Below are 21708 nucleotides of genomic sequence, written 5' to 3' on the forward strand. Positions count from 1 at the left end.
GTTTCACATAAAGTTTCAATCTATCAATAGTCGCTCCGCTACTACTCTTGACAGATTGAAATTTATGAGAAGTATTGTCGACAACAGGAATTAAGCCAAATTGCATGTATTAAAAAAGAGCTGACCATTCGGTCAACTCTCATAAAATTTAGTCTAACTTTTTGGGTCCACTATAGGTCCTGGGCTTTTTGACATGCATCAATTAAATGTGTAAATTAATCGTTTAAGTTTACAATATCAGCATCTTCGGTGTAGATAACGCGTTCACATAAGTTGGTTGCGTAATCGGCGATACGTTCGATATCGTGTAAAACTGCATTGATTGCTGATCCAGATGGTACAGCTTCTGGATTGGATTGCATGATAGCTAATGTTTGGTCTACAAGTTCTTTGAAGGCTGCATCAACTTCGTCGTCCATGGCAGCAATTTCTTTGGCACGTTCTACATTATGTTGGCTAAAGGCATCGATTGCTTGGCCAATCATATTCTTAGCGATTTCACCAATTGCAAATACATCTTCCATAATAGGGTCGAATGGTGCTAAACTTTCTACACGTTTCACACCTTTTGCAATTGACGTTGCATGGTCAGCAACGCGTTCTAAATCAGAACTTGAAGCAAAAACAGATAGAATCATTCGTAAGTCGGTACCAATTGGCTGTTGACGGGCAATGATTCGCATAACATAACGTTCGATATCCTTTTCAAGGCTATTAATTTCATGATCACTATCAATAACAGTTTGTGCTGCTGTGTGGTCATTCGTTTTTAGTGCTTGGAAAGAGTTTTCGATCATCGCTGCAGTCGCAAAGCCGAGCTTAGCGTGCATACCCTCCAAAGTCTTTAGTTGGTCATCGTAGATTTTTCTTACTGGACGTTCCATCTTCATCACTCCTTTACAGTGTAATTTATTTGTCCTAAGAATGCATTATAGCACATGATGTATTTTTTGTCATTTACAAAACCTTAACAAGACAATGATGGAAACCTTTACAAAGATTACATAATAATGGCAAAATTTTTCTTTAAATTTTTTTGGTAAAAATACTTGCAATTACATAAAAGGTATGGTTAAATAAGATACTGTGTGTAGACACATGTAGTGGGAGGAGAAATTTCATCTCCATTAAACCACAACGCGAAAAACAAGGAGGAATGTTTCGTGGCTAAAAAAGTACAACAAATCGTAAAATTACAAATTGAAGCTGGTAAAGCAAGTCCAGCTCCTCCAGTAGGTCCTGCATTAGGGCAAGCTGGTGTGAACATCATGGGATTCACTAAAGAATTCAATGCGCGTACACAAGATCAAATGGGTATGGTTATTCCCGTTGTCATCACTGTATTCGAAGACCGTTCATTTACATTCGTAACTAAAACACCTCCAGCTGCTAACTTATTAATGAAAGCTGCTGGCGTTTCTAAAGGTTCTGGTGAACCTAACAAAACTAAAGTTGCAACAGTTACACGCGATCAAGTTCGTGAAATTGCAGAAACAAAAATGGAAGACTTGAACGCTGCAGACGTAGAAGCTGCTATGCGTATGGTTGAAGGTACTGCACGTTCAATGGGCTTTGTAGTAGAAGGCTAATTGTCAGACTGTAATACATAATACCCATGCGCCGCAAATCATCTTGATTTGTGAGTGGGAGGATTATCCGCTAAAACCACATAGGAGGAATAGAAATAATGGCGAAAAAAACTAAAAATCAACAAGCTGCATTAGCTAAAGTTGATAAAAAACAAAAATACGCTTTAACAGAAGCAATTGAATTATTAAAAGAAGTAGACTACGCTAAATTTGATGGATCAGTAGAAGTGGCTTACCGTTTAGGTATCGACACTAAGAAAAATGACCAACAAATCCGTGGTGCTATGGTATTACCTAACGGTACTGGTAAAGACCAAACTGTATTGGTATTTGCTAAAGGTGAAAAAGCTCAAGAAGCTAAAGACGCTGGTGCTGACTTTGTTGGTGACGACGAATACATCGAAAAAATCTCTAAAGGTTGGTTCGAATTTGACGTAATCGTTGCAACTCCAGACATGATGGGTCAAATCGGTCGTTTAGGTCGTGTATTAGGTCCTAAAGCTTAATGCCAAACCCTAAAACTGGTACTGTAACTATGGATGTTACAAAAGCAGTTAATGATATCAAAGCTGGTCAAGTAGCTTACCGTGCTGATAACGGTGGTAACTTACACTTACCAGTTGGTAAAGTATCATTCACTACTGAAGCATTAGCAGAAAACATTAAAGCCGTTAACGAAATGGTATTACGTGTAAAACCTGCTGCTGCTAAAGGTACTTACATCAAGAACCTTTCAGTAACATCAACTATGGGTCCTGGTATCCAAATCGATCCACATTCAATCTAAAAAACACTTGACCTACTCATACTATTTTGGTAGTATGAGTGAGGTTATTTATATAGCTTACCGAAGACAGTTGGTGGCCTTGCCTTAATTTTGCCAACCGAGGGAGAGACGTTGTTCGTTACTAGATGACGGACTTTAATCCTCTATGTCTCAGTGACATAGAGTTTTATTATAAAAAACTCTTAGAAAATCAGTGGAGGTGAAATATAAGTGAGTGAACAAGCAATTGCAAGAAAACAACAAGAAGTAAATGAAATCGTTGAAAAAATGAACGCAGCTAATTCTATCGTTGTCGTTGACTACTTAGGTTTATCAGTAGCACAAGTTACTGAATTACGTAAACAATTACGTGAAGCAGGTGTAGAATTCAAAGTTATCAAAAATACGATCATGCGTCGTGCTTTAGATACATTAGAATTAAACTACCACGAAGAAGTTTTCCAAGGCCCTACAGCTGTAGCGTTTGGTATGGAAGACGCTGTTGCCCCAGCTAAGATTCTTTCAGATTTTGCTAAAACAGCAGATGCGTTAGAACTTAAAGGTGGTGTCATTGAAGGTAAAGTACTTTCAAAAGACGAAATCAAGAAAATTGCACAATTGCCAAACCGCGAAGGTCTACTTTCAATGCTATTATCAGTATTGCAAGCTCCTGTCCGCAACGTGGCATACGCTGTCAAAGCTATTGCAGATGCAAAAGGCGAAGACGCTGCATAATTTATTACCAATTTAATCTAACAAAACAAATCATTTAAAAATGGAGGAATAATATAATGGCTTTAAATATTGAACAAATCATTGCTGATTTAAAAGAATCAACAATTTTAGAATTAGCTGACTTAGTATCAGCGATTGAAGAAGAATTCGGTGTATCTGCTGCTGCTCCTGTAGCTGCTGCTGGTGCTGGTGCTGGTGAAGCTGCTGAAGAAAAAACTGAATTTGACGTTGAGTTAACTTCAGCTGGTTCAGCTAAAATCAAAGTTATCAAAGCTGTACGTGAAGCAACAGGCTTAGGCTTGAAAGAAGCTAAAGCATTAGTAGATGGCGCTCCAGCGATCATCAAAGAAGCTTTACCTGCTGAAGAAGCAGAAGCTTTAAAAGCTGCTATCGAAGAAGCTGGCGGTACTGCAGAAGTAAAATAATCTTAATTGATTATCTTAAATCTCAAATCAAAGGGCTCGGTTTTCCGAGCTCTTTTTTTGTTGTTAGAGTGGCTATTCAGGACAAGTATGACTTGTGAGAATGCCGCATAAACTATAAAATAAGAGGGATAAGATTAGCGTCTGTACCGGAATTTAATCACAATTCACTGGCACAGACGGAAATAGAACGGAGGCTATTCATGAAGGAAAGTCATCAATATTTTGAGAACAATGAAGATCTTGGTCATGATATTCAATCATACGAAACAGTGATCTTTGATAAACAATTCAAATTCACTACTGATTCGGGTGTATTTTCACGTGGCAACTTAGATTTTGGTACGCGCGTGATGTTAGAAGCACTTGATTTAGATAGCTTACCAGAGGGTGATATTCTAGACCTTGGTGCAGGGTATGGTCCCGTTGGTGTCATCATGGGTACGGTTTTACCTGATCGTCACATCTATGGTGTGGATATCTCTGAACGTGCGATTGGCCTTGCTAAGCAAAATGCAGCCAATAATCATGTGGATAACGTTGAATTTGCGGTATCCGATGTGTATGCAGATGTGGATAAGAAAGATTTCGCGGTTATTTTAACGAATCCGCCAGTGCGTGCTGGTAAAGAAACGGTACATCATTTTATGAGTGAAGCCATTCATTATTTAAAACCTGGTGGAGAAATTTACGTGGTTTTACAGAAAAAACAAGGTGCGCCTTCTGCTATGAAAAAACTCGAAGAAGTTTTCGGCAATGTGGCAGAAATCGAGCGTCGTAAAGGGTACTGGATTTTACGTAGTGTGAAAGAATAGTACCTTGTCTAAGTCAGTAAATAATAAACACCAACCAAGCAAGGTAATTTTGCTTGGTTTTTTTGCGTACTTAGGCTTAACTTGTGGATAAATTCGCTCCACATAAAAATGATGGGGATAACATCATTTATCAGCCATATGGGCCTTCATTTTTTGAGCGGGTGATGTTTGGTGATAGTCAAAATTTCTGCCATAAACTTGAAAAACCCTTGATATATTCGTTTTTTGTCAAAAAGCTATACGAAAACCTCTATAAAAAACAATTATTGTATTGATTTAACAACTTTGCAAAGAGCAAGTAATCAACTTCTATATCAGTCATGATAGCGCTTGACGATTGAACAAAAATGAGAAAACGATGAAAAAGCATATACCGTATGGGTTTCTTTGTTATTTTTGTAATTGAAATTATTGCAAAATGATGAAAACCAAATTGTTTTCTATAGGCGCGAATCTTGTGCTAGGTATATGGAATTTGTTAAATTTACTGCAAGCAAAAATAATCTATAAATTGAAACATACATGGCGTTGATAAGTAGAGTAGTTATTGATGTAATCCACAGAAAGTCTGTATTTGATGAGAGCAGATGATTACAGGTAATGAAAATGAGCTTGGAGCTTCTAGACGGTGAAAGCTATTTAGACGGTTGGGGTCGTTAAACCTTTCAGTATTTACTGAATGAGGAATTGTCTGCGAGGGCAATTTGCATAAGGGTGGCACCGAGATAATTGACCAATCGCCCCTTCTTAATAGACAGAGATGTTTATTGGGAAGGGGTTTTTCTTGTTTTAAAAGCTTTGCAGCGACTACATGGGTGTGAATATTACAAGCGAATGACATATACAGAAAGAGGGATAGATATGACGAAAGTTACATTGATTGCAGGCGCTAATTCGTTAACTTCAAGATTGAATGGATTAGTAGAATACACACAGCAAATATTAATTGACCATCAAATTCAAACACAGGTAATTCAAGTACACATGTTGCCAGCGGAATCATTATTGACTGCGGATATTTCGGACTTACGTTTGCAAGCAGTAACCCAACAAGTTTTATCCTCTGACGGTGTCTTGGTATTTACACCTATTTATAAAGGTAGTTTTTCAGGAATACTGAAAACCTATCTCGATTTATTACCACAAAAGGCTTTATCCGATAAGGTCGTTTACGCCTTAGGATTTGGAGGTTCAAAACATCATCTGCTAGCTTTGCAATATGCCTTGGAACCCGTTTTAAAAGAATTGGGGACGGAAGATCTTTTACAATCAACTTTTGTGACCCAGGATCAAGTAATCAAAAATGACAGAAATTTTACCGTTGATGAAGATGCGAAGAAACGGATCAATCATCAATTAGACCAGTTTACGCGTCGATTAGCACATGAACAAAAGGAGATAAAATTATGGGAAAAGATCGTTTAAGAATTGCCACAAAAGAAGATGCGCCAGCTTACTTAGCATTGATTCAAGAGGCCTTTCAAGAGGTTAAAGATTATGGTATTGATTGGCCGTCAACCAATGCAACTTTAGCATCCGTCACAGAAAATATTGAAACGGGTATTACCCTCGTGTTTGAGCGAGATGGTCGCTTGATTTCAACGATTACCATTCGTCAACCTTGGGAGAGTGAAACGCCAATTTCAAATTACCCTTTCCTATGGTGGTTCGCTACAGCTAATGACTATAGAGGTCAAGGTATCGGTTTGAAGTTTCTTCAAGAAGTTGAGCAAGAGTTCTTAGTGAAAACCTTGAAAGCACCGGGGTATGTACTAGGGACTTCTGGTAAGAAACATCCGTGGCTTTTAGATATGTATTTACGCAACGGTTTCCAAATTTTAGGTACAAGGGAAAATGATGAAGACCTGACTGTGTCATTGTTTAAAGTGCTCATTCCAGAACGTTTCGATGAAAATATTTTGCGCGTTGAACAACCTATATATCAATATCAAGATTAAATGTATCACACTAGCAAATAAACAGTAGTATCAACATTTTACCTTTAAGGAGGGAAAATCATGTCAGCATTTTTTAAATGGGAGTATGTGATTGCATTTTTTCCAAAAATATTATCAGCATTACCCGTTACCTTAGCAATAGTTGCTGTAGCCACGGCCATCGGAATTGTCTTGGGCCTGGTGATTGCATTTGTCAGAATCGAAAAAGTCCCTATTTTGTCACAAATTAGCCAAGTATTTGTTTCCTTCGTGAGAGGGACACCCATTTTAGTTCAATTATTCTTAGTGTATTACGGCTTACCAATGATTTTTACAGCGTTAGCCAATATTGATAAAATCGAATTTGTCTTTATTACATATGGTTTAAGTACCGCGGCATTCTTTTCAGAAATTTTTAGATCAGCTATTGCCAGTGTGCCCGCTGATCAAAAAGAAGCTGCTGCCTCGGTTGGGTTAACGAAATTGCAAACCTATCGTCGTGTTATTCTGCCACAAGCGTTTCGTCTTGCATTACCAGCTACTGGCACGATGATTGTTGGTTTATTACAAGAAACATCATTGGCCTTTTCATTAGGCATTATCGATGTCATAGGTAAGGTTCGAGCGCTGGCCGCTCTAACCTATAGGTCTTTAGAAGGTTATTTTATTGCAGCAATTATATTTGTGGTTTTGAGCATTGTCCTAGAAAGGTGCTTTGCTTGGTTAACCAAGCGATTCCAATATCAGTCGAAAGCACGGACAAAAGTAACAGAGAAGCGTCCAGATGTATTAATAGCTGATGAGCAATTATTCAAAGTTTACACGCTTAAAAAGGGCGAAGGGGAGATTTACTAATGAAAAAGAAACAGTGGCTTACAAAATTGGGTGTCTTGGGTATCGCGGTAGTTGCTTTAGCTGGTTGTGGTAGTGCAGATGCAAACGAAAATGATTCGGCAAGTGCATCATCCGCCAACCCGGATGCCGAAACAGTCGTTATTGGGACGGGTAATGCATATCCACCTTTCGTTTATCTAGATGAAAATAACGAATTACAAGGTTATGACATTGAAGTGCTGAAAGCGGTCGATGAAAAATTAGATCAATACAACTTCCAATATGAATCTATGGACTTTAAAAATATCTTGACCTCGCTCTCGGCAGATAAAGTACGCTTAGCTGCGCATAACTATGCCTATAACGATGAACGTGGTGCCAAATACTTGTATGGGCAAGAAGCTTATGATACCTATGCCCACCATATTGTTACGGATGAGGCGACAATTGGGACGGTATATCAAACGCTAGATAATTTACAAGGTAAAAAAGTATTCGCTGCACCAGGTAGCGAAGTTGCGTATATTTTAGAAAGCTATAATGCTGAACATGATAAGGATATTGAAATTGTTTATTCAGAGGCTACGAGTGAACTATTAGTTCAAGGACTCCAAAATGGGACGGTAGATGCAGCTATTTTCACAAAATTTGATACCAACAAATACAACGAACAATTTAATTTGAATTTACAAGCTTCAGACGAAGCGCTGAAAACAGCGCGTATCTTCTTTATCTTCAAACAAGGAGATGAAGAATTGCAGCAAGCTGTCGATGGTGCCATCAAAGAATTGCGTGAGGAAGGTACGTTATCAGACCTTTCTATCGAAATTCTTGGAGATGACTACACCAAATAAAGAAAGTAGGGATGTAATTTGCAAATTGATTTTTCAGCTATCCTAGCAGCCTTTGAAGCTGCAGTACCTTTTATTCCTGTGACACTTCGATTGGTCTTTATTCCCTTGTTTATAGGGATTGTGTTGGGATTTATCGTGGCTATCATACGCTATTATTCTGTGCCCGTCATATCCAAAGTGCTTTCTGGATTAGTCACAGTAGGTAAAGGAATTCCTGTCGTCTTGAGTTTAATGGTTGCCTATCTTTTGTTCTCAGATTTATTTGATCAAGTAGCTACCAGTTTGCATTGGGCAATTCGTTTCAGTGATATCAACCGCGAATATATTGGTATTTTCGTATTAAGTATCTCAGCAACCATCAGCCTATCAGAAATTTTCCGTGGCGCTTTAAGTTCCATTCCAAAAGATCAATGGGACGCAGCGGCCTCGATTGGCTTGACACAAGTACAGACAATTCGGCGAGTGGTTTTCCCGCAATTGCTACCAATCACCTTGCCGATGATTTCAAACCAATTGATTGTCTTAGTGAAGGCGTCATCCCTAGTGTCTTTAGTATCAGTAGTGGATGTCTTGAACGGTGCTTTAATTACCGCGACAACTAGCTATACTTTCTTAGAATCCTATATCGCTGCGGCGCTCATTTATTGGGCCTTATCCATTGTGATTGAACAAGTATCCGTTTTGATTGAACGTAATTACACCAGAAAATATGTGAAGGGGAGTATCGTATGATCCAAGTAGAAAATATTCATAAAAAATTTGATGAAAATGAAATTCTAAAGGGAATCGATTTAACAATTGAGCAGGGGGAAGTTGTTGTAATCATCGGACCTAGTGGCTCTGGAAAAACAACCTTTCTACGTTGCCTAAATTTTTTGGAACGAGCAGATCAAGGAACTTTAAAAATTGCAGATAGCCAAGTGGATTTTGAAAAAGTCAGTAAGAAACAAATTTTGGCTATCCGTAAGAAAACAGCCATGGTATTCCAACAATATGCCCTGTTTTCTAATCGTACAGCATTAGAAAATGTGATTGAAGGCTTGGTGATTGCGCGCAAAGTACCAAAGAAAGTTGCTCAAGCGAAAGGCCGTGACCTTTTAGCCAAAGTAGGTCTAGAAGGTAAGGAAGACCATTATCCACATGAATTATCAGGCGGACAACAACAACGAGTGGGGATTGCTCGGGCACTCGCATTAAACCCGGAAGTCATTTTGTTCGATGAACCAACATCCGCACTAGATCCGGAATTAGTTGGCGAAACCTTAGCCGTGATTAAACAAGTTGCGCATGAAGGTTCAACCCTAGTGATTGTGACCCATGAAATGCAATTTGCATATGAAGTAGCCGATCGTGTGATTTTTATGGAAAATGGTGTCATCGTAGAACAAGGGTCACCAGAAGAAGTGTTTGATCACACGAAAGAGGAACGGACGAAAAACTTCTTGAAACGAACTGCTGTATATCATTAAAACTTGAACCAAATGGCGAAAAGAAGTTGGGATGAAAAAGCCCAGCTTTTTTTTGCGTTGGCAGATTAATGATCAATCAATGCACTGGCTCTCAAATGACACTTCATAGATAAAAATTTCCGCGAACCACAATAAAGTAACAAAATAACATACAAAAATTGTATTTGTTAAAAGTTTGTGAAATTAAGCCCTTTCATTTTGACTCTCATAGTCCTTCGAGCGTCTGTTATTTTCATTTGTTTTCATGAAAATGGCGTTAAATCAACCTTTTTAACCATGGATATTTGAAACATATATCTTTTATGTGTTACGGTAATATGGTGATTATTTTTCGCGTTTTGAACAAAGTATATAAATAGGAGGAGGAAGAAGATGACTACAGCAGTTAAAATTGAAAATCTTACCAAGATTTATGGGTCTCGTAGTGCCACAGACAAGGCCAAGAAAATGTTGGAAGCCGGTAAGTCAAAAGAAGACATTGTGAAACAAACGGGAGCTACCGTAGGGGTGCATAATGCCAATATTGAAATTAATCAGGGTGAAACTTTCGTTATTATGGGCTTATCTGGTTCGGGTAAATCAACGATGCTACGTATGATCAATCGTTTAATTGAACCTACAGCTGGTAAAATCAGTATTTTCGGAGAACCAGTAACAGGTACAAGTAAAGAGAAGTTACGTCAAATTCGACGTGAGAAGGTCAGCATGGTTTTCCAAAACTTCGCCTTATTTCCACATCAAACCATTCTTGAAAATACAGAATTTGGTTTGGAAATTCAAGGCGTCGGCAAAGCGGAACGTCAAAAGGCTGCAGAAAAAGCCTTAGAAAATTCTGGTCTACTTACTTTTAAAGACCAATATCCCAACCAATTATCTGGTGGGATGCAACAACGTGTTGGCTTGGCACGCGCCTTAGCTAATGACCCAGAAATTTTATTGATGGATGAAGCTTTCTCAGCCCTAGACCCATTAATTCGTCGTGACATGCAAGATGAATTAGTTGAGTTACAAGAGAAATTAAATAAAACCATCGTCTTTATTACCCATGATTTGGATGAAGCCTTACGTATTGGTGATCGCATCGCCTTGATGAAAGACGGTGAAGTCGTACAAATTGGTACGGGTGAAGAAATTCTAACCAACCCAGCCAATGACTACGTAGAACGTTTTATCGAGAACGTTGACCGTTCTAAGGTATTAACAGCAGAACATGCCATGGAGAAACCGAAATTCCTATTGAACGTCGAACGTCAAGGTGCCCGCATGGCCTTACGCCGCATGGAAGAAGAAAACTATACCTTCTTAATGGTTATTAACAACAAGCGTGAACTACTCGGCTATGTCCGAGGTACAGATGTCGCGGCCTACATCAAAAAGAACCGCAATCTAGAGCAATTATCAGTTGCATCACTCATTCGCACTGATCAACCAGTCGTAGCGCCAGATACATCAATCAACGAAATCTATGATGTGATGGGGAATGCCAACATGCCAATATCCGTTGTTGATAAAGATGGCCACCTATTAGGAATGGTTAGCTCCAAAATGGTGATTAACAGTCTAGCAACTGACACCGATGACGATAGCGATAACAATAACAACAATCATCATGAAACAGTGAACGCACCGCTTACAGCAGAGGAGGAAGTAACAAATGCTTAATTTAGCCATGTTTCCAATCCCGCAATTGCCTGTAGCCGCCTGGGTTGAAAGTGCAACAAATTGGATAACCGTCACTTTTAGTGGTCTATTCGATATCATTCAAAACGGTGGGACAGCCTTTATGAACGGGATTACTAGCCTATTACTATTGGTACCACCGTTTGCGATGATTTTATTCATCGCCATTGTCGCTTACTTCGCCAGCAACCGCCGTTTATCCCTATCAGTCTTCACCCTAGTTGGTTTAGGCTATATCTTAAACCAAGGTTTGTGGGCTGAATTAATGAATACAGTGACCCTAGTCTTTGTATCATCAATCATCTCTATTCTGATTGGGGTACCACTAGGAATTTGGTCAGCCAAAAACACGACTGTCCATAACATCTTAAAACCCTTGCTTGATTTCATGCAAACAATGCCAGCCTTTGTTTACCTGATTCCAGCAGTTGCCTTCTTCGGTATTGGGATTGTACCAGGTACCTTCGCATCAGTTATCTTCGCTTTACCACCAACGGTACGATTCACCGAACTAGGTATCAACCAAATTTCAGAAGAATTAATCGAAGCAGCGGATGCCTTCGGGTCAACGCCGCGTCAAAAACTATTCAAAGTCGAATTACCATTAGCCAAATCAACCATCATGGCTGGTATCAACCAATCTGTCATGCTCGCCCTATCATTGGTCGTAACAGCATCAATGATCGGTGCACCAGGATTAGGACGTCAAGTACTGACCGCCTTACAACGGGCATCAGTCGGATCAGGATTCGTTGCCGGACTAGCGATTGTCGTTCTAGCCATTCTAATTGACCGCTTAACCAATCGATTTACCAATAAATAAACCCACAGGAAGGAGGAGCTTATGAAGAATATAGTGAAAAATGGATTACTTGTCATTGCAGCAATCATCGGTCTGCTATTCACCTTCGGATCAGAAGGGGCCTTTGACTCCAGTCTAACTACTGGTGGCGAAGGAGAGCGCAAGGGGAGCATCAACCTGTCATACGTGACGTGGGATACTGAAATTGCATCGACCAATGTTATTGCCGTTGCCTTAGAACAAGCTGGGTATGACGTGACATTAACACCTTTGGATAACGCCATTATGTGGTCATCAGTGGCAACGGGTGAAGCCGATGCCATGGTAGGTGCTTGGTTACCCAATACCCACAAGAGCCAACTTGAACAATATGGTGAACAAATGACTGACCTAGGACCAAACCTTGAAGGTGCAGTGACAGGGATTGTCGTACCAAGTTATATGGAAGACGTGAATTCCATCGCTGATTTAAATGATCAAGCCAACAAAACCATTACCGGGATTGAACCTGGTGCTGGGGTTGTAGCGGCAGCTGAACAAGCTTTAGAAGATTACGATCACTTAAGTGATTGGCAAGTACAAACATCTTCATCTGGTGCCATGACCACAGCCTTAGGAACGGCCATTGCGAATGAAGAACCAATTGTCATCACAGGCTGGTCGCCACACTGGATGTTCCAAGAATATGACTTGAAATATCTAGAAGACCCTGAAGGTACATTCGGTGATGGGGAAACGATTAACACCTTTGTACGTCAAGGTTTTGCTGAAGATATGCCAGAAGCAAATCAAATTTTAGATAATTTCCACTGGGAAGTTGCAGATATGGAATCTGTTATGGCTGATGTACAAGCCGGTACAGATCCTAAAGAGGCAGCTGAAAAATGGGTGGAAGCCAACCAAGATACTGTGGATGAATGGTTAGGTAAATAATATATATAGAAGAAAGTGATGTGGATGCTTGCGTTTAGCAGTGTCTTACATCGCTTTTTTGTCTATGTCAGAGCGGAATGCTTGACGGATACACTTATATAACTTATAGTATATGGTGTGATGGATATTACATAAGGAAGAAGCAAGATGCCAACTAAGCTTATAGGAGGATTATCATGACTGAACACTTAATTGATCCAAGAAACATGTATACCAAGGAAAACTTTCCGGAACAAGAGGCTAAAAGCCCAGCCTTACAAAAAGAGATGACACCGTTACCTGATTGTGGTGAGACGTCTTACCAAGGTTCAGGTAAATTAAAGGGTAGAAATGCACTCGTTACAGGTGGTGACTCAGGTATTGGTCGTGCAGCCGCTATTGCCTATGCACGCGAAGGAGCCAATGTAGCCATTCATTATCTGCCAGGTGAAGAAGCGGACGCTGAAGAGGTTGTCAGCATCATTGAACAAGAGGGCGTTCAAGCAATTGCTATTCCCGCTGATTTTAGAAATGATGGGGAAGCAAGCAAAGTGGTTGAGGAAACCATTAAAGCCTTTGGTCAACTAGATATTCTTGTGTTGAATGCTGCGCAACAAATCGCACAAGCGTCTCTAGAAGATTTATCGATGAAACAAGTGAATGATACTTTTAAAGTCAATGTAATCAGTATGTTTGAAACAGTCAAAGCTGCAGAGCAATACTTATTGCCGGGCAGTACGATTATCACAACAACATCTGTTCAATCTTTTGATCCAAGTACATCCTTGATGGATTACGCAGCTACCAACAGTGCGGTTTCTAGTTTGACGGTTAATTTAGCGACTTATTTTGGTAAGAAGGGCGTCCGTGTAAATGGTGTGGCACCAGGACCAATTTGGACACCATTACAATTAGACAATGGGAAATTACCAGGTGAAGTTTCAACCTTTGGACAAAATTCTACGCTAGAACGAGCTGGTCAACCGGTAGAACTGTCACCCGTGTATGTCTTTTTAGCCGCTAACGATTCTAGTTACGTGACTGGACAAATCTATGGTGTGACTGGTGGTACCAACATCAATTTATAATAGTAGATGAACTGAATCGTCTATATAAGCGCTAGAATAGTGATTTCTAGTGCTTTTTTCGTACAGCCACTGATATTTCTTCTATATAATAGAATGATTTTCGTCATTAAGGATTGGGGCTTGACTTTCCTTAGTTAGGAGCGTAAAATAAGTAGCGTATATTATTAAATGGATTGGAACGCCCGATATATTGTCCGGATGCGTTTCTTGGCGAAAACAAAAGAAAGTGACACGGAAGTCAATTATTCTTTTGTTATTTTTTTGCCTATTTTTAAGGTAAAAATGCCTTGATGAGTAATTTCTTAGTGAAATCTCATTAAATTCTTAGAATTAAACTTTCGGAGAGGTGGCTTTTAATGACTGGGCATAATGTCAATTTCGGTAAACATCGCGTTCGCCGCAGTTACTCACGTATTAATGAAGTGCTAGAATTGCCAAACTTGATTGAAATCCAAACGGACTCATACAAATGGTTCTTGGATCAAGGGATGAAAGAAATGTTTGCGGACATTTCTCCTATTGAAGATCATGCTGGTAAATTAGCCTTAGAATTTGTCGACTACACTTTTAGAGAACCTAAGTACAACTTAGCTGAAGCTCGTGCACATGATACCAACTATTCAGCACCAATTTATGTTAAATTGCGTTTGATGAATAAGGAAACAGGTGAAATCAAAGACCAAGAAGTATTCTTTGGTGATTTCCCACTAATGACTGATGGTGGTACTTTTATCATCAACGGTGCGGAACGTGTTATCGTTTCTCAATTAGTTCGTTCTCCTGGTGTTTACTTCCACGATAAAGTAGACAAAAATGGTCGCCAATCATTTGGTACAACTGTTATCCCTAACCGTGGTGCATGGTTAGAAATGGAAACAGACGCTAAAAATGTTTCATACGTTCGTATTGACCGTACACGTAAAGTGCCTATGTCAGTATTGATGCGTGCTTTAGGTTTCGCTTCTGATGATCAAATCCGCGAAATCTTTGGTGAAAGTGCAACCTTAGAATTAACCTTAGAAAAAGATGTCCACAAAGACCTATCTGATTCTCGTACTGAAGAAGCTTTGAAAGAAGTTTATGAACGTCTACGTCCAGGTGAACCTAAGACTGCTGACTCTTCTCGTAACTTATTAAATGCACGTTTCTTTGATCCACGTCGTTATGACTTAGCTGCCGTTGGTCGCTATAAAGTTAACAAGAAATTGGATATCAAAAACCGTCTATTTAACCAAATCTTAGCTGAAACTTTAGTTGATCCAGAAACTGGTGAAATTCTTGCTGATAAAGGTACAGAATTAAACCGTGAAGTAATGGATAAATTAGAGTCTTACTTTGACAGTGGCTTGAACGTGATTACTTTATATCCAAACGAGGATGCTGTATTAACAGAACCAGTGGATATCCAAGTAGTAAAAATTCAAGCACCCAAAGATCCTGAACGTGTTATCAACGTTATTGGTAATGCAGCTCCAGGTAAAGAAGACCGTGCCTTTACAGTAGCTGATGTTCTAGCATCATTAAACTACTTCTTAGGCTTATATGAAGGCGTTGGTAAGACAGATGATATTGACCATTTGGGTAACCGTCGTATTCGTTCAGTTGGTGAATTGTTACAAAACCAATTCCGTATCGGTTTATCTCGTATGGAACGTGTTGTTCGTGAACGTATGTCTATTCAAGATATTGAAAAGGTTACACCACAACAATTAATCAACATCCGTCCAGTTGTTGCGTCAATTAAAGAATTCTTTGGTTCTTCTCAATTGTCTCAATTCATGGACCAAACAAACCCATTAGGTGAGTTAACACATAAACGTCGTCTATCTGCCTTAGGGCCAGGTGGTTTGACTCGTGACCGTGCCGGATACGAAGTTCGTGACGTTCACTATTCTCACTATGGTCGTATGTGTCCAATTGAAACACCTGAAGGACCTAACATCGGGTTGATCAATAACTTGGCATCATATGCAAAAATCAATGAATTTGGTTTCATCGAAACACCATACCGTCGTGTGGACTGGAATACACATAAAGTAACAGACCGTATCGACTACCTAACTGCTGATGAAGAAGATAACTTTGTTATCGCTCAAGGGAACTCAGTCTTAAACGAAGACGGTTCTTTCGCAGAAGAAGTAGTAATGGCTCGTTACGTTGAAGAAAATATCGAAGTTAAACCTGAACGTGTTGACTACATGGACGTTTCACCTAAACAGGTAGTATCTGTTGCGACAGCATCTATTCCTTTCTTGGAAAACGATGACTCCAACCGTGCCTTGATGGGTGCCAACATGCAACGTCAAGCAGTGCCATTGTTACAACCACATGCACCATTAATTGGTACAGGTATGGAACATAAAGCTGCTGCCGACTCAGGTGCAGCTGTTGTTGCTGAACGTGGTGGGGTAGTTGAATACGTTGATGCACGTGAAATCCGTGTTCGTCGTGAAGATGGTGCTTTAGACAAGTATCCATTAATCAAATATCACCGTTCAAATGCCTCAGCTTCATACAACCAAACACCAGAAGTATCAACTGGCGAAACAGTTGAAAAAGGTGACATCCTTGCGAATGGTCCTTCAATGGAAAAAGGTGAAATGGCCTTAGGACAAAACCCATTGATTGCCTTCATGACTTGGGATGGTTATAACTATGAAGATGCGGTTATCATGTCTGAACGTCTAGTAAAAGATGACGTCTACACTTCTATTCATATCGATGAATTAGAATCTGAAGCACGTGATACAAAACTTGGACCTGAAGAAATCACACGTGAAATTCCTAACGTTGGTGAAGATTCATTACGTAATCTTGATGACCGTGGTATTATCCGTGTTGGTGCTGAAGTTAAAGATGGTGACATCTTAGTAGGTAAAGTAACGCCTAAGGGTGTAACTGAACTGTCAGCAGAAGAACATTTATTACATGCAATCTTTGGTGAAAAAGCACGTGAAGTTCGTGATACATCATTACGCGTACCTCATGGTGGCGGCGGTATCGTTAACGACGTGAAAGTATTCTACCGTGAAACCGGCGACGAATTATCACCAGGTGTTTCTATGTTAGTACGTGTCTACATTATCCAAAAACGTAAGATCCAAGTTGGGGATAAAATGGCCGGACGTCATGGTAACAAAGGGGTAGTTTCTCGTATTTTACCAGTAGAAGATATGCCTTACATGCCAGACGGAACACCAGTTGATATCATGTTGAACCCACTAGGGGTACCTTCTCGTATGAACATCGGACAAGTATTAGAGTTGCATTTAGGTATGGCTGCACGTGAAATGGGCATCCACATTGCAACACCAGTATTCGATGGTGCGCGTGAAGAAGACGTTTGGGAAACAATTAAAGAAGCTGGTATGGCGAGCGATGCGAAATCAGTTCTTTATGATGGTCGTACAGGTGAACCATTTGATAACCGTGTATCTGTAGGGGTTATGTACTACTTGAAACTGTCTCACATGGTTGATGACAAGTTACATGCACGTTCAACTGGACCTTACTCATTAGTTACACAACAACCATTAGGTGGTAAAGCACAATTTGGTGGACAACGTTTCGGTGAGATGGAAGTTTGGGCCCTTGAAGCATACGGTGCTGCATACACACTACAAGAAATCTTGACTTACAAGTCAGATGACGTTGTTGGTCGTGTTCAAACATATGAAGCAATCGTTAAAGGTGAACCAATTCCAAAACCAGGTGTACCAGAATCATTCCGTGTATTAGTAAAAGAATTGCAATCATTAGGTCTAGATATTGAAGTCTTAGACATTGATAAGAAAGCAATTGATTTACGTGACTTGGATGAAATTACACCAAGCTTCCCTAAAAAAGAACAAGAAAAAGATGAAAATATCGTAGAAGGCTAATTAGCCTTCTCGGTTTTTCGATATCAATCAAATAGTAAAAAAACATGAAATAATACAATTGAAGCATTTGGGCAAATTATATAAGGGAGGTTGGCCCCTTGGTAGATGTAAATAGATTTGAAAGCATGCGTATCGGGTTAGCATCACCAGACAAGATTCGTTCTTGGTCTTACGGTGAGGTTAAGAAACCTGAAACCATCAACTACCGTACACTTAAATCAGAAAAAGAAGGTCTTTTTGACGACAGAATCTTTGGTCCATCAAAAGACTGGGAATGTTCTTGTGGTAAATACAAGGGTATTCGTTACGCTGGTGTTGTCTGTGACCGTTGTGGCGTTGAAGTTACACGTTCAAAAGTACGTCGCGAACGTATGGGTCACATTGAATTAGCTACACCTGTTACACATATTTGGTACTTTAAAGGTATCCCATCTCGTATGGGCTTAATGTTAGACATGAGTCCTCGTTCACTAGAAGAAGTTATTTATTTTGCTTCTTACGTAGTAACTGACGCAGGTGATACACCATTAGAATACAAACAATTGTTGTCTGAAAAAGAATACCGCGATAACAAACGCGAATTCGGTGAAGGCTTCAAAGCTGGTATGGGTGCAGAAGCTATTAAGACTTTACTTTCTCAAGTACAAATCGATAGCGAAGTTGTTGAATTAAAAGAAGAATTGAAAACAGCTAAAGGTCAAAAACGTACACGTGCAATCCGTCGTTTAGATGTATTAGATGCTTTCCGTAAATCTGGCAATGATCCAGCTTGGATGGTAATGGATGTTATTCCAGTTATCCCACCAGAATTGCGTCCGATGGTTCAATTAGATGGTGGCCGTTTTGCTACATCTGACTTGAATGATTTATACCGTCGTGTAATCAACCGTAACAACCGTTTGAAACGTTTATTAGACTTAAACGCGCCTAATATCATCGTTCAAAACGAAAAACGTATGTTACAAGAAGCAGTCGATGCTTTATTCGATAATGGTCGTCGTGGTCGTCCTGTTACCGGTCCTGGTAACCGTCCATTGAAATCATTGTCACACATGTTGAAAGGTAAACAAGGACGTTTCCGTCAAAACTTACTTGGTAAACGTGTTGACTATTCAGGACGTTCAGTTATCGTTGTTGGTCCATCATTAAAAATGTACCAATGTGGTTTGCCAAAAGAAATGGCACTTGAATTATTCAAACCATTCTTAATGCGTGAATTAGTTGCACGTGACATGGCAATCAACGTGAAACATGCAAAACGTAAAATCGAACATCACGATGAAGATGTTTGGGATGTTTTAGCTGAAATCATCCGTGAACATCCAGTACTATTGAACCGCGCACCTACCTTACACCGTTTAGGTATTCAAGCGTTCGAACCAGTATTGGTTGAAGGTAAAGCAATCCGTCTTCACCCATTAGTGTGTGAAGCCTACAATGCCGACTTTGATGGTGACCAAATGGCGGTCCATTTACCATTAGGTGAAGAAGCGCAAGCAGAAGCACGTTTATTAATGTTAGCTGCTACACATATCCTTAACCCTAAAGACGGTCAACCAGTTGTTACACCATCTCAAGATATGGTTTTAGGTAACTACTACCTAACAATGGAAGAACCAGAAGTTATGGGTGAAGGAATGATCATTTCTTCAATCAACGAAGCACATATTGCTTATACAAATGGTTATGTTCAATTACATACACGTGTTGCTTTCCCAACAGATGCAATGCCAAACAAACCTTGGACTGAAAACCAAAAGGGTAAATTAATGGTTACAACAGTTGGTAAGTTATTCTTCAATGAAATCATGCCAGAAAACTTCCCATACATTAATGAACCATCTACTGAAAACTTGGAAAAACAATTACCTGATAAATTCATTCTTGAACCAGGTGAAAACGTGAAAGAGTTTATCAGTCGTCAAGATATGGTTGCACCATTCAAGAAAAAATACTTAGCACGTATCATCGCACAAGTATTTAAATTATCTAAGATTACTGAAACTTCTATCATCTTAGACAAGATGAAAGATTTAGGTTTCAAATACTCTACTCGTTCAGGTATCACCGTAGGTATCGCAGATATCACTAACTTGGAATCTAAAGCGGCATCTATTCAAAAAGGTCATGACCGTGTTGATAAGATTACGAAACAATACCGTCGTGGTTTGATTACAGATGACGAACGTTACGACCAAGTTATTGATACATGGAACAAAGTAAAAGATGAAATCCAAATCGCCTTGATGAACTCACTTGATGAAAGTAACCCATTCTTCATCATGTCCGACTCAGGTGCCCGTGGTAATATCTCTAACTTTACGCAACTTGCTGGTATGCGTGGTTTGATGGCCGGTCCTAACGGTAAGATCATCGAATTGCCTATCCTTTCAAACTTCCGTGAAGGTTTAACCGTTCAAGAAATGTTTATCTCTACTCACGGTGCTCGTAAAGGTATGACCGATACAGCCCTTAAGACAGCCGATTCAGGTTACTTGACTCGTCGTCTAGTTGATGTAGCGCAAGATGTTATCATTCGTGAAGCAGACTGTGGTACTGACCGTGGTTTAGATATCGAAGCTATCAAGAACGGTAACGAAGTCATTGAAACACTTGAAGAACGTGTGACTGGCCGTTACTTACAAAAAGAAGTACGTCACCCAGAAACAGGCGAAATCCTTGCACACCACAACCAATTAATTGACGAAGCAACTGCTCGTCGTATTGTTGATGCAGGGGTTACAAAAGTGACAATTCGTTCAGCATTTACATGTAATACACGTCATGGTGTATGTAAACATTGTTATGGTCGCGACCTTTCTACTAACCAAGAAGTAGAAGTAGGGGAAGCAGTTGGTACTATCGCCGCTCAATCAATCGGTGAACCTGGTACTCAATTAACAATGCGTACATTCCATACTGGTGGGGTTGCCGGTGATGATATCACTCAAGGTCTTCCTCGTATCCAAGAAATCGTGGAAGCACGTCATCCAAAAGGTCGTGCTGTAATCACTGAAGTTGCCGGAGAAATCGAAGCAATTGAAGAAGATGAAGCAAGCCGTACGAAGACTGTTTTCGTTAAAGGTATTACTGACTCACGTGAATACAAAGTACCTTACACTTCTCGTATGAGTGTTGAAGTAGGGGACTTAGTACACCGTGGTCAACAATTAACTGAAGGTTCAATTGACCCTAAAGACTTACTACGTGTAACAAATACTTTAACTGTTGAAACATACATGTTAGATGAAGTTCAACGTGTATACCGCTCTCAAGGGGTAGACATCAATGATAAACACGTGGAAGTAATGGTACGTCAAATGTTACGTAAAGTACGTGTCCTTGATCCAGGTTCAACAGACTTGTTACCAGGTAAATTAATAGATACAGCTGACTTTACTGATGCCAATGTAGAAGCAATCCGTTCAGGTGAACTACCTGCAACAGCGCGTCCAGTATTATTAGGTATCACTAAAGCAGCCTTGGAAACAAACAGCTTCTTATCTGCTGCTTCATTCCAAGAAACGACTAAGGTCTTAACTGATGCCGCTATCCGTGGTAAAGAAGACCACCTATTAGGACTTAAAGAAAATGTTATCATTGGTAAGATCATCCCTGCAGGTACTGGTATGGCTCGTTACCGTGAAATGGAACCGAAAAAAATCGGTGACACACAACAATTAATCTACGGTGAAGAAACCGAAGAAGATGACATTAGCCAAATTGACTACACTAGTATCAAAGAAAACTAATTCATCAATTGATGTCTTGTAACTTATGAATATTCAAACGAGAAAAAGAACCTTAGGCCGCGTGTGTAGAGGCCCCCAAAAGTATACAAATCAAATCTACTTTTGGGGGTTTATTTTTATGGCAAAATATTCACTAGAATTTAAATTGGAAATTGTAAAACATTATCTAGGG

Annotated in this window: 15 protein-coding genes, 2 pseudogenes and 2 other annotated features; of the genes and pseudogenes, 16 read left to right on the top strand and 1 reads right to left on the bottom strand. The window is 39.7% G+C overall.

What is annotated here, in order from left to right; all coding sequences use genetic code 11:
* Positions 1 to 215 precede the first annotated feature (215 nt).
* Positions 216 to 884 (bottom strand): phosphate signaling complex protein PhoU, encoded by a 669-nt coding sequence (phoU, locus tag B9P78_RS06640; protein ID WP_094518724.1) that lies wholly within the window; start codon positions 882 to 884, stop codon positions 216 to 218.
* Positions 885 to 1163: 279 nt separating this feature from the next.
* Between phoU and rplK the strand changes: the two genes are divergently transcribed.
* The 16 genes and pseudogenes from rplK (at position 1164) to rpoC (ending at position 21536) form a co-directional block, all read left to right on the top strand.
* Positions 1164 to 1589, top strand: coding sequence for a 50S ribosomal protein L11 (gene rplK, locus B9P78_RS06645; protein ID WP_094518725.1), 426 nt, complete (start codon positions 1164 to 1166; stop codon positions 1587 to 1589).
* A 98-nt stretch (positions 1590 to 1687) separates the two neighbouring features.
* Positions 1688 to 2376 (top strand): annotated as a pseudogene (gene rplA / locus B9P78_RS06650) (50S ribosomal protein L1).
* A 42-nt stretch (positions 2377 to 2418) separates the two neighbouring features.
* Positions 2419 to 2556: a sequence feature (ribosomal protein L10 leader region), on the top strand.
* A 30-nt stretch (positions 2557 to 2586) separates the two neighbouring features.
* Entirely contained in the window at positions 2587 to 3090 is a 504-nt protein-coding gene (rplJ, locus tag B9P78_RS06655; RefSeq protein WP_094518726.1) for a 50S ribosomal protein L10, read from the top strand.
* Between the two features lie 56 nt (positions 3091 to 3146).
* A complete protein-coding gene (rplL, locus tag B9P78_RS06660) occupies positions 3147 to 3515 on the top strand; it encodes a 50S ribosomal protein L7/L12 (RefSeq protein WP_094518727.1) in 369 nt (122 codons plus the stop codon).
* A gap of 200 nt (positions 3516 to 3715) precedes the next feature.
* Positions 3716 to 4327, top strand: coding sequence for a class I SAM-dependent methyltransferase (locus B9P78_RS06665; protein WP_094518728.1), 612 nt, complete (start codon positions 3716 to 3718; stop codon positions 4325 to 4327).
* A gap of 519 nt (positions 4328 to 4846) precedes the next feature.
* Positions 4847 to 5075: a binding site (T-box leader), on the top strand.
* A 113-nt stretch (positions 5076 to 5188) separates the two neighbouring features.
* Positions 5189 to 5752, top strand: a complete 564-nt coding sequence (ssuE, locus tag B9P78_RS06670) for an NADPH-dependent FMN reductase (RefSeq protein WP_094518729.1) — start codon at positions 5189 to 5191, stop codon at positions 5750 to 5752.
* A complete protein-coding gene (locus B9P78_RS06675; protein ID WP_094518730.1) occupies positions 5734 to 6285 on the top strand; it encodes a GNAT family N-acetyltransferase in 552 nt (183 codons plus the stop codon). The genes ssuE and B9P78_RS06675 overlap by 19 nt, the downstream gene beginning before the upstream one ends.
* Positions 6286 to 6345: 60 nt before the next feature.
* Entirely contained in the window at positions 6346 to 7119 is a 774-nt protein-coding gene (locus tag B9P78_RS06680) for an amino acid ABC transporter permease (protein WP_094518731.1), read from the top strand.
* The gene (locus B9P78_RS06685) at positions 7119 to 7952 is read left to right on the top strand and encodes a transporter substrate-binding domain-containing protein (protein WP_094518732.1); all 834 of its coding nucleotides are present in this window, start codon (positions 7119 to 7121) and stop codon (positions 7950 to 7952) included. The genes B9P78_RS06680 and B9P78_RS06685 overlap by 1 nt, the downstream gene beginning before the upstream one ends.
* A gap of 18 nt (positions 7953 to 7970) precedes the next feature.
* On the top strand, positions 7971 to 8684 hold the full coding sequence (locus tag B9P78_RS06690; protein WP_094518733.1) for an ABC transporter permease subunit: 714 nt from the start codon (positions 7971 to 7973) through the stop codon (positions 8682 to 8684).
* The gene (locus B9P78_RS06695) at positions 8681 to 9421 is read left to right on the top strand and encodes an amino acid ABC transporter ATP-binding protein (protein ID WP_094518734.1); all 741 of its coding nucleotides are present in this window, start codon (positions 8681 to 8683) and stop codon (positions 9419 to 9421) included. Before B9P78_RS06690 ends, B9P78_RS06695 begins: the two co-directional genes overlap by 4 nt.
* 372 nt (positions 9422 to 9793) lie before the next feature.
* Entirely contained in the window at positions 9794 to 11083 is a 1290-nt protein-coding gene (locus B9P78_RS06700; protein WP_094518735.1) for a glycine betaine/L-proline ABC transporter ATP-binding protein, read from the top strand.
* Between the two features lie 7 nt (positions 11084 to 11090).
* Positions 11091 to 12836, top strand: a pseudogene (locus B9P78_RS10265) (ABC transporter permease/substrate binding protein).
* Between the two features lie 176 nt (positions 12837 to 13012).
* Positions 13013 to 13903, top strand: coding sequence for an SDR family oxidoreductase (locus tag B9P78_RS06715; protein ID WP_094518738.1), 891 nt, complete (start codon positions 13013 to 13015; stop codon positions 13901 to 13903).
* Positions 13904 to 14259: 356 nt separating this feature from the next.
* The gene (gene rpoB, locus B9P78_RS06720; RefSeq protein ID WP_094518739.1) at positions 14260 to 17784 is read left to right on the top strand and encodes a DNA-directed RNA polymerase subunit beta; all 3525 of its coding nucleotides are present in this window, start codon (positions 14260 to 14262) and stop codon (positions 17782 to 17784) included.
* Positions 17785 to 17882: 98 nt separating this feature from the next.
* Entirely contained in the window at positions 17883 to 21536 is a 3654-nt protein-coding gene (rpoC, locus tag B9P78_RS06725; protein WP_094518740.1) for a DNA-directed RNA polymerase subunit beta', read from the top strand.
* The last annotated feature ends 172 nt before the right edge of the window (positions 21537 to 21708 follow it).

It is taken from the genome of Aerococcus sp. 1KP-2016 (assembly GCF_002252085.1).
Taxonomy (GTDB): domain Bacteria; phylum Bacillota; class Bacilli; order Lactobacillales; family Aerococcaceae; genus Aerococcus.

What these genes read in the sequence shown, in the direction of transcription:
- B9P78_RS06700 (WP_094518735.1), top strand. Translation starts at nt 9,794, where the DNA reads ATGACTACAGCAGTTAAAATTGAAAATCTTACCAAGATTTATGGGTCT.
- B9P78_RS06695 (WP_094518734.1), top strand. Translation starts at nt 8,681, where the DNA reads ATGATCCAAGTAGAAAATATTCATAAAAAATTTGATGAAAATGAAATT.
- B9P78_RS06715 (WP_094518738.1), top strand. Translation starts at nt 13,013, where the DNA reads ATGACTGAACACTTAATTGATCCAAGAAACATGTATACCAAGGAAAAC.
- phoU (WP_094518724.1), bottom strand. Translation starts at nt 884, where the DNA reads ATGGAACGTCCAGTAAGAAAAATCTACGATGACCAACTAAAGACTTTG.
- B9P78_RS06680 (WP_094518731.1), top strand. Translation starts at nt 6,346, where the DNA reads ATGTCAGCATTTTTTAAATGGGAGTATGTGATTGCATTTTTTCCAAAA.
- ssuE (WP_094518729.1), top strand. Translation starts at nt 5,189, where the DNA reads ATGACGAAAGTTACATTGATTGCAGGCGCTAATTCGTTAACTTCAAGA.
- B9P78_RS06685 (WP_094518732.1), top strand. Translation starts at nt 7,119, where the DNA reads ATGAAAAAGAAACAGTGGCTTACAAAATTGGGTGTCTTGGGTATCGCG.
- B9P78_RS06665 (WP_094518728.1), top strand. Translation starts at nt 3,716, where the DNA reads ATGAAGGAAAGTCATCAATATTTTGAGAACAATGAAGATCTTGGTCAT.
- B9P78_RS06675 (WP_094518730.1), top strand. Translation starts at nt 5,734, where the DNA reads ATGGGAAAAGATCGTTTAAGAATTGCCACAAAAGAAGATGCGCCAGCT.
- rplL (WP_094518727.1), top strand. Translation starts at nt 3,147, where the DNA reads ATGGCTTTAAATATTGAACAAATCATTGCTGATTTAAAAGAATCAACA.
- rpoB (WP_094518739.1), top strand. Translation starts at nt 14,260, where the DNA reads ATGACTGGGCATAATGTCAATTTCGGTAAACATCGCGTTCGCCGCAGT.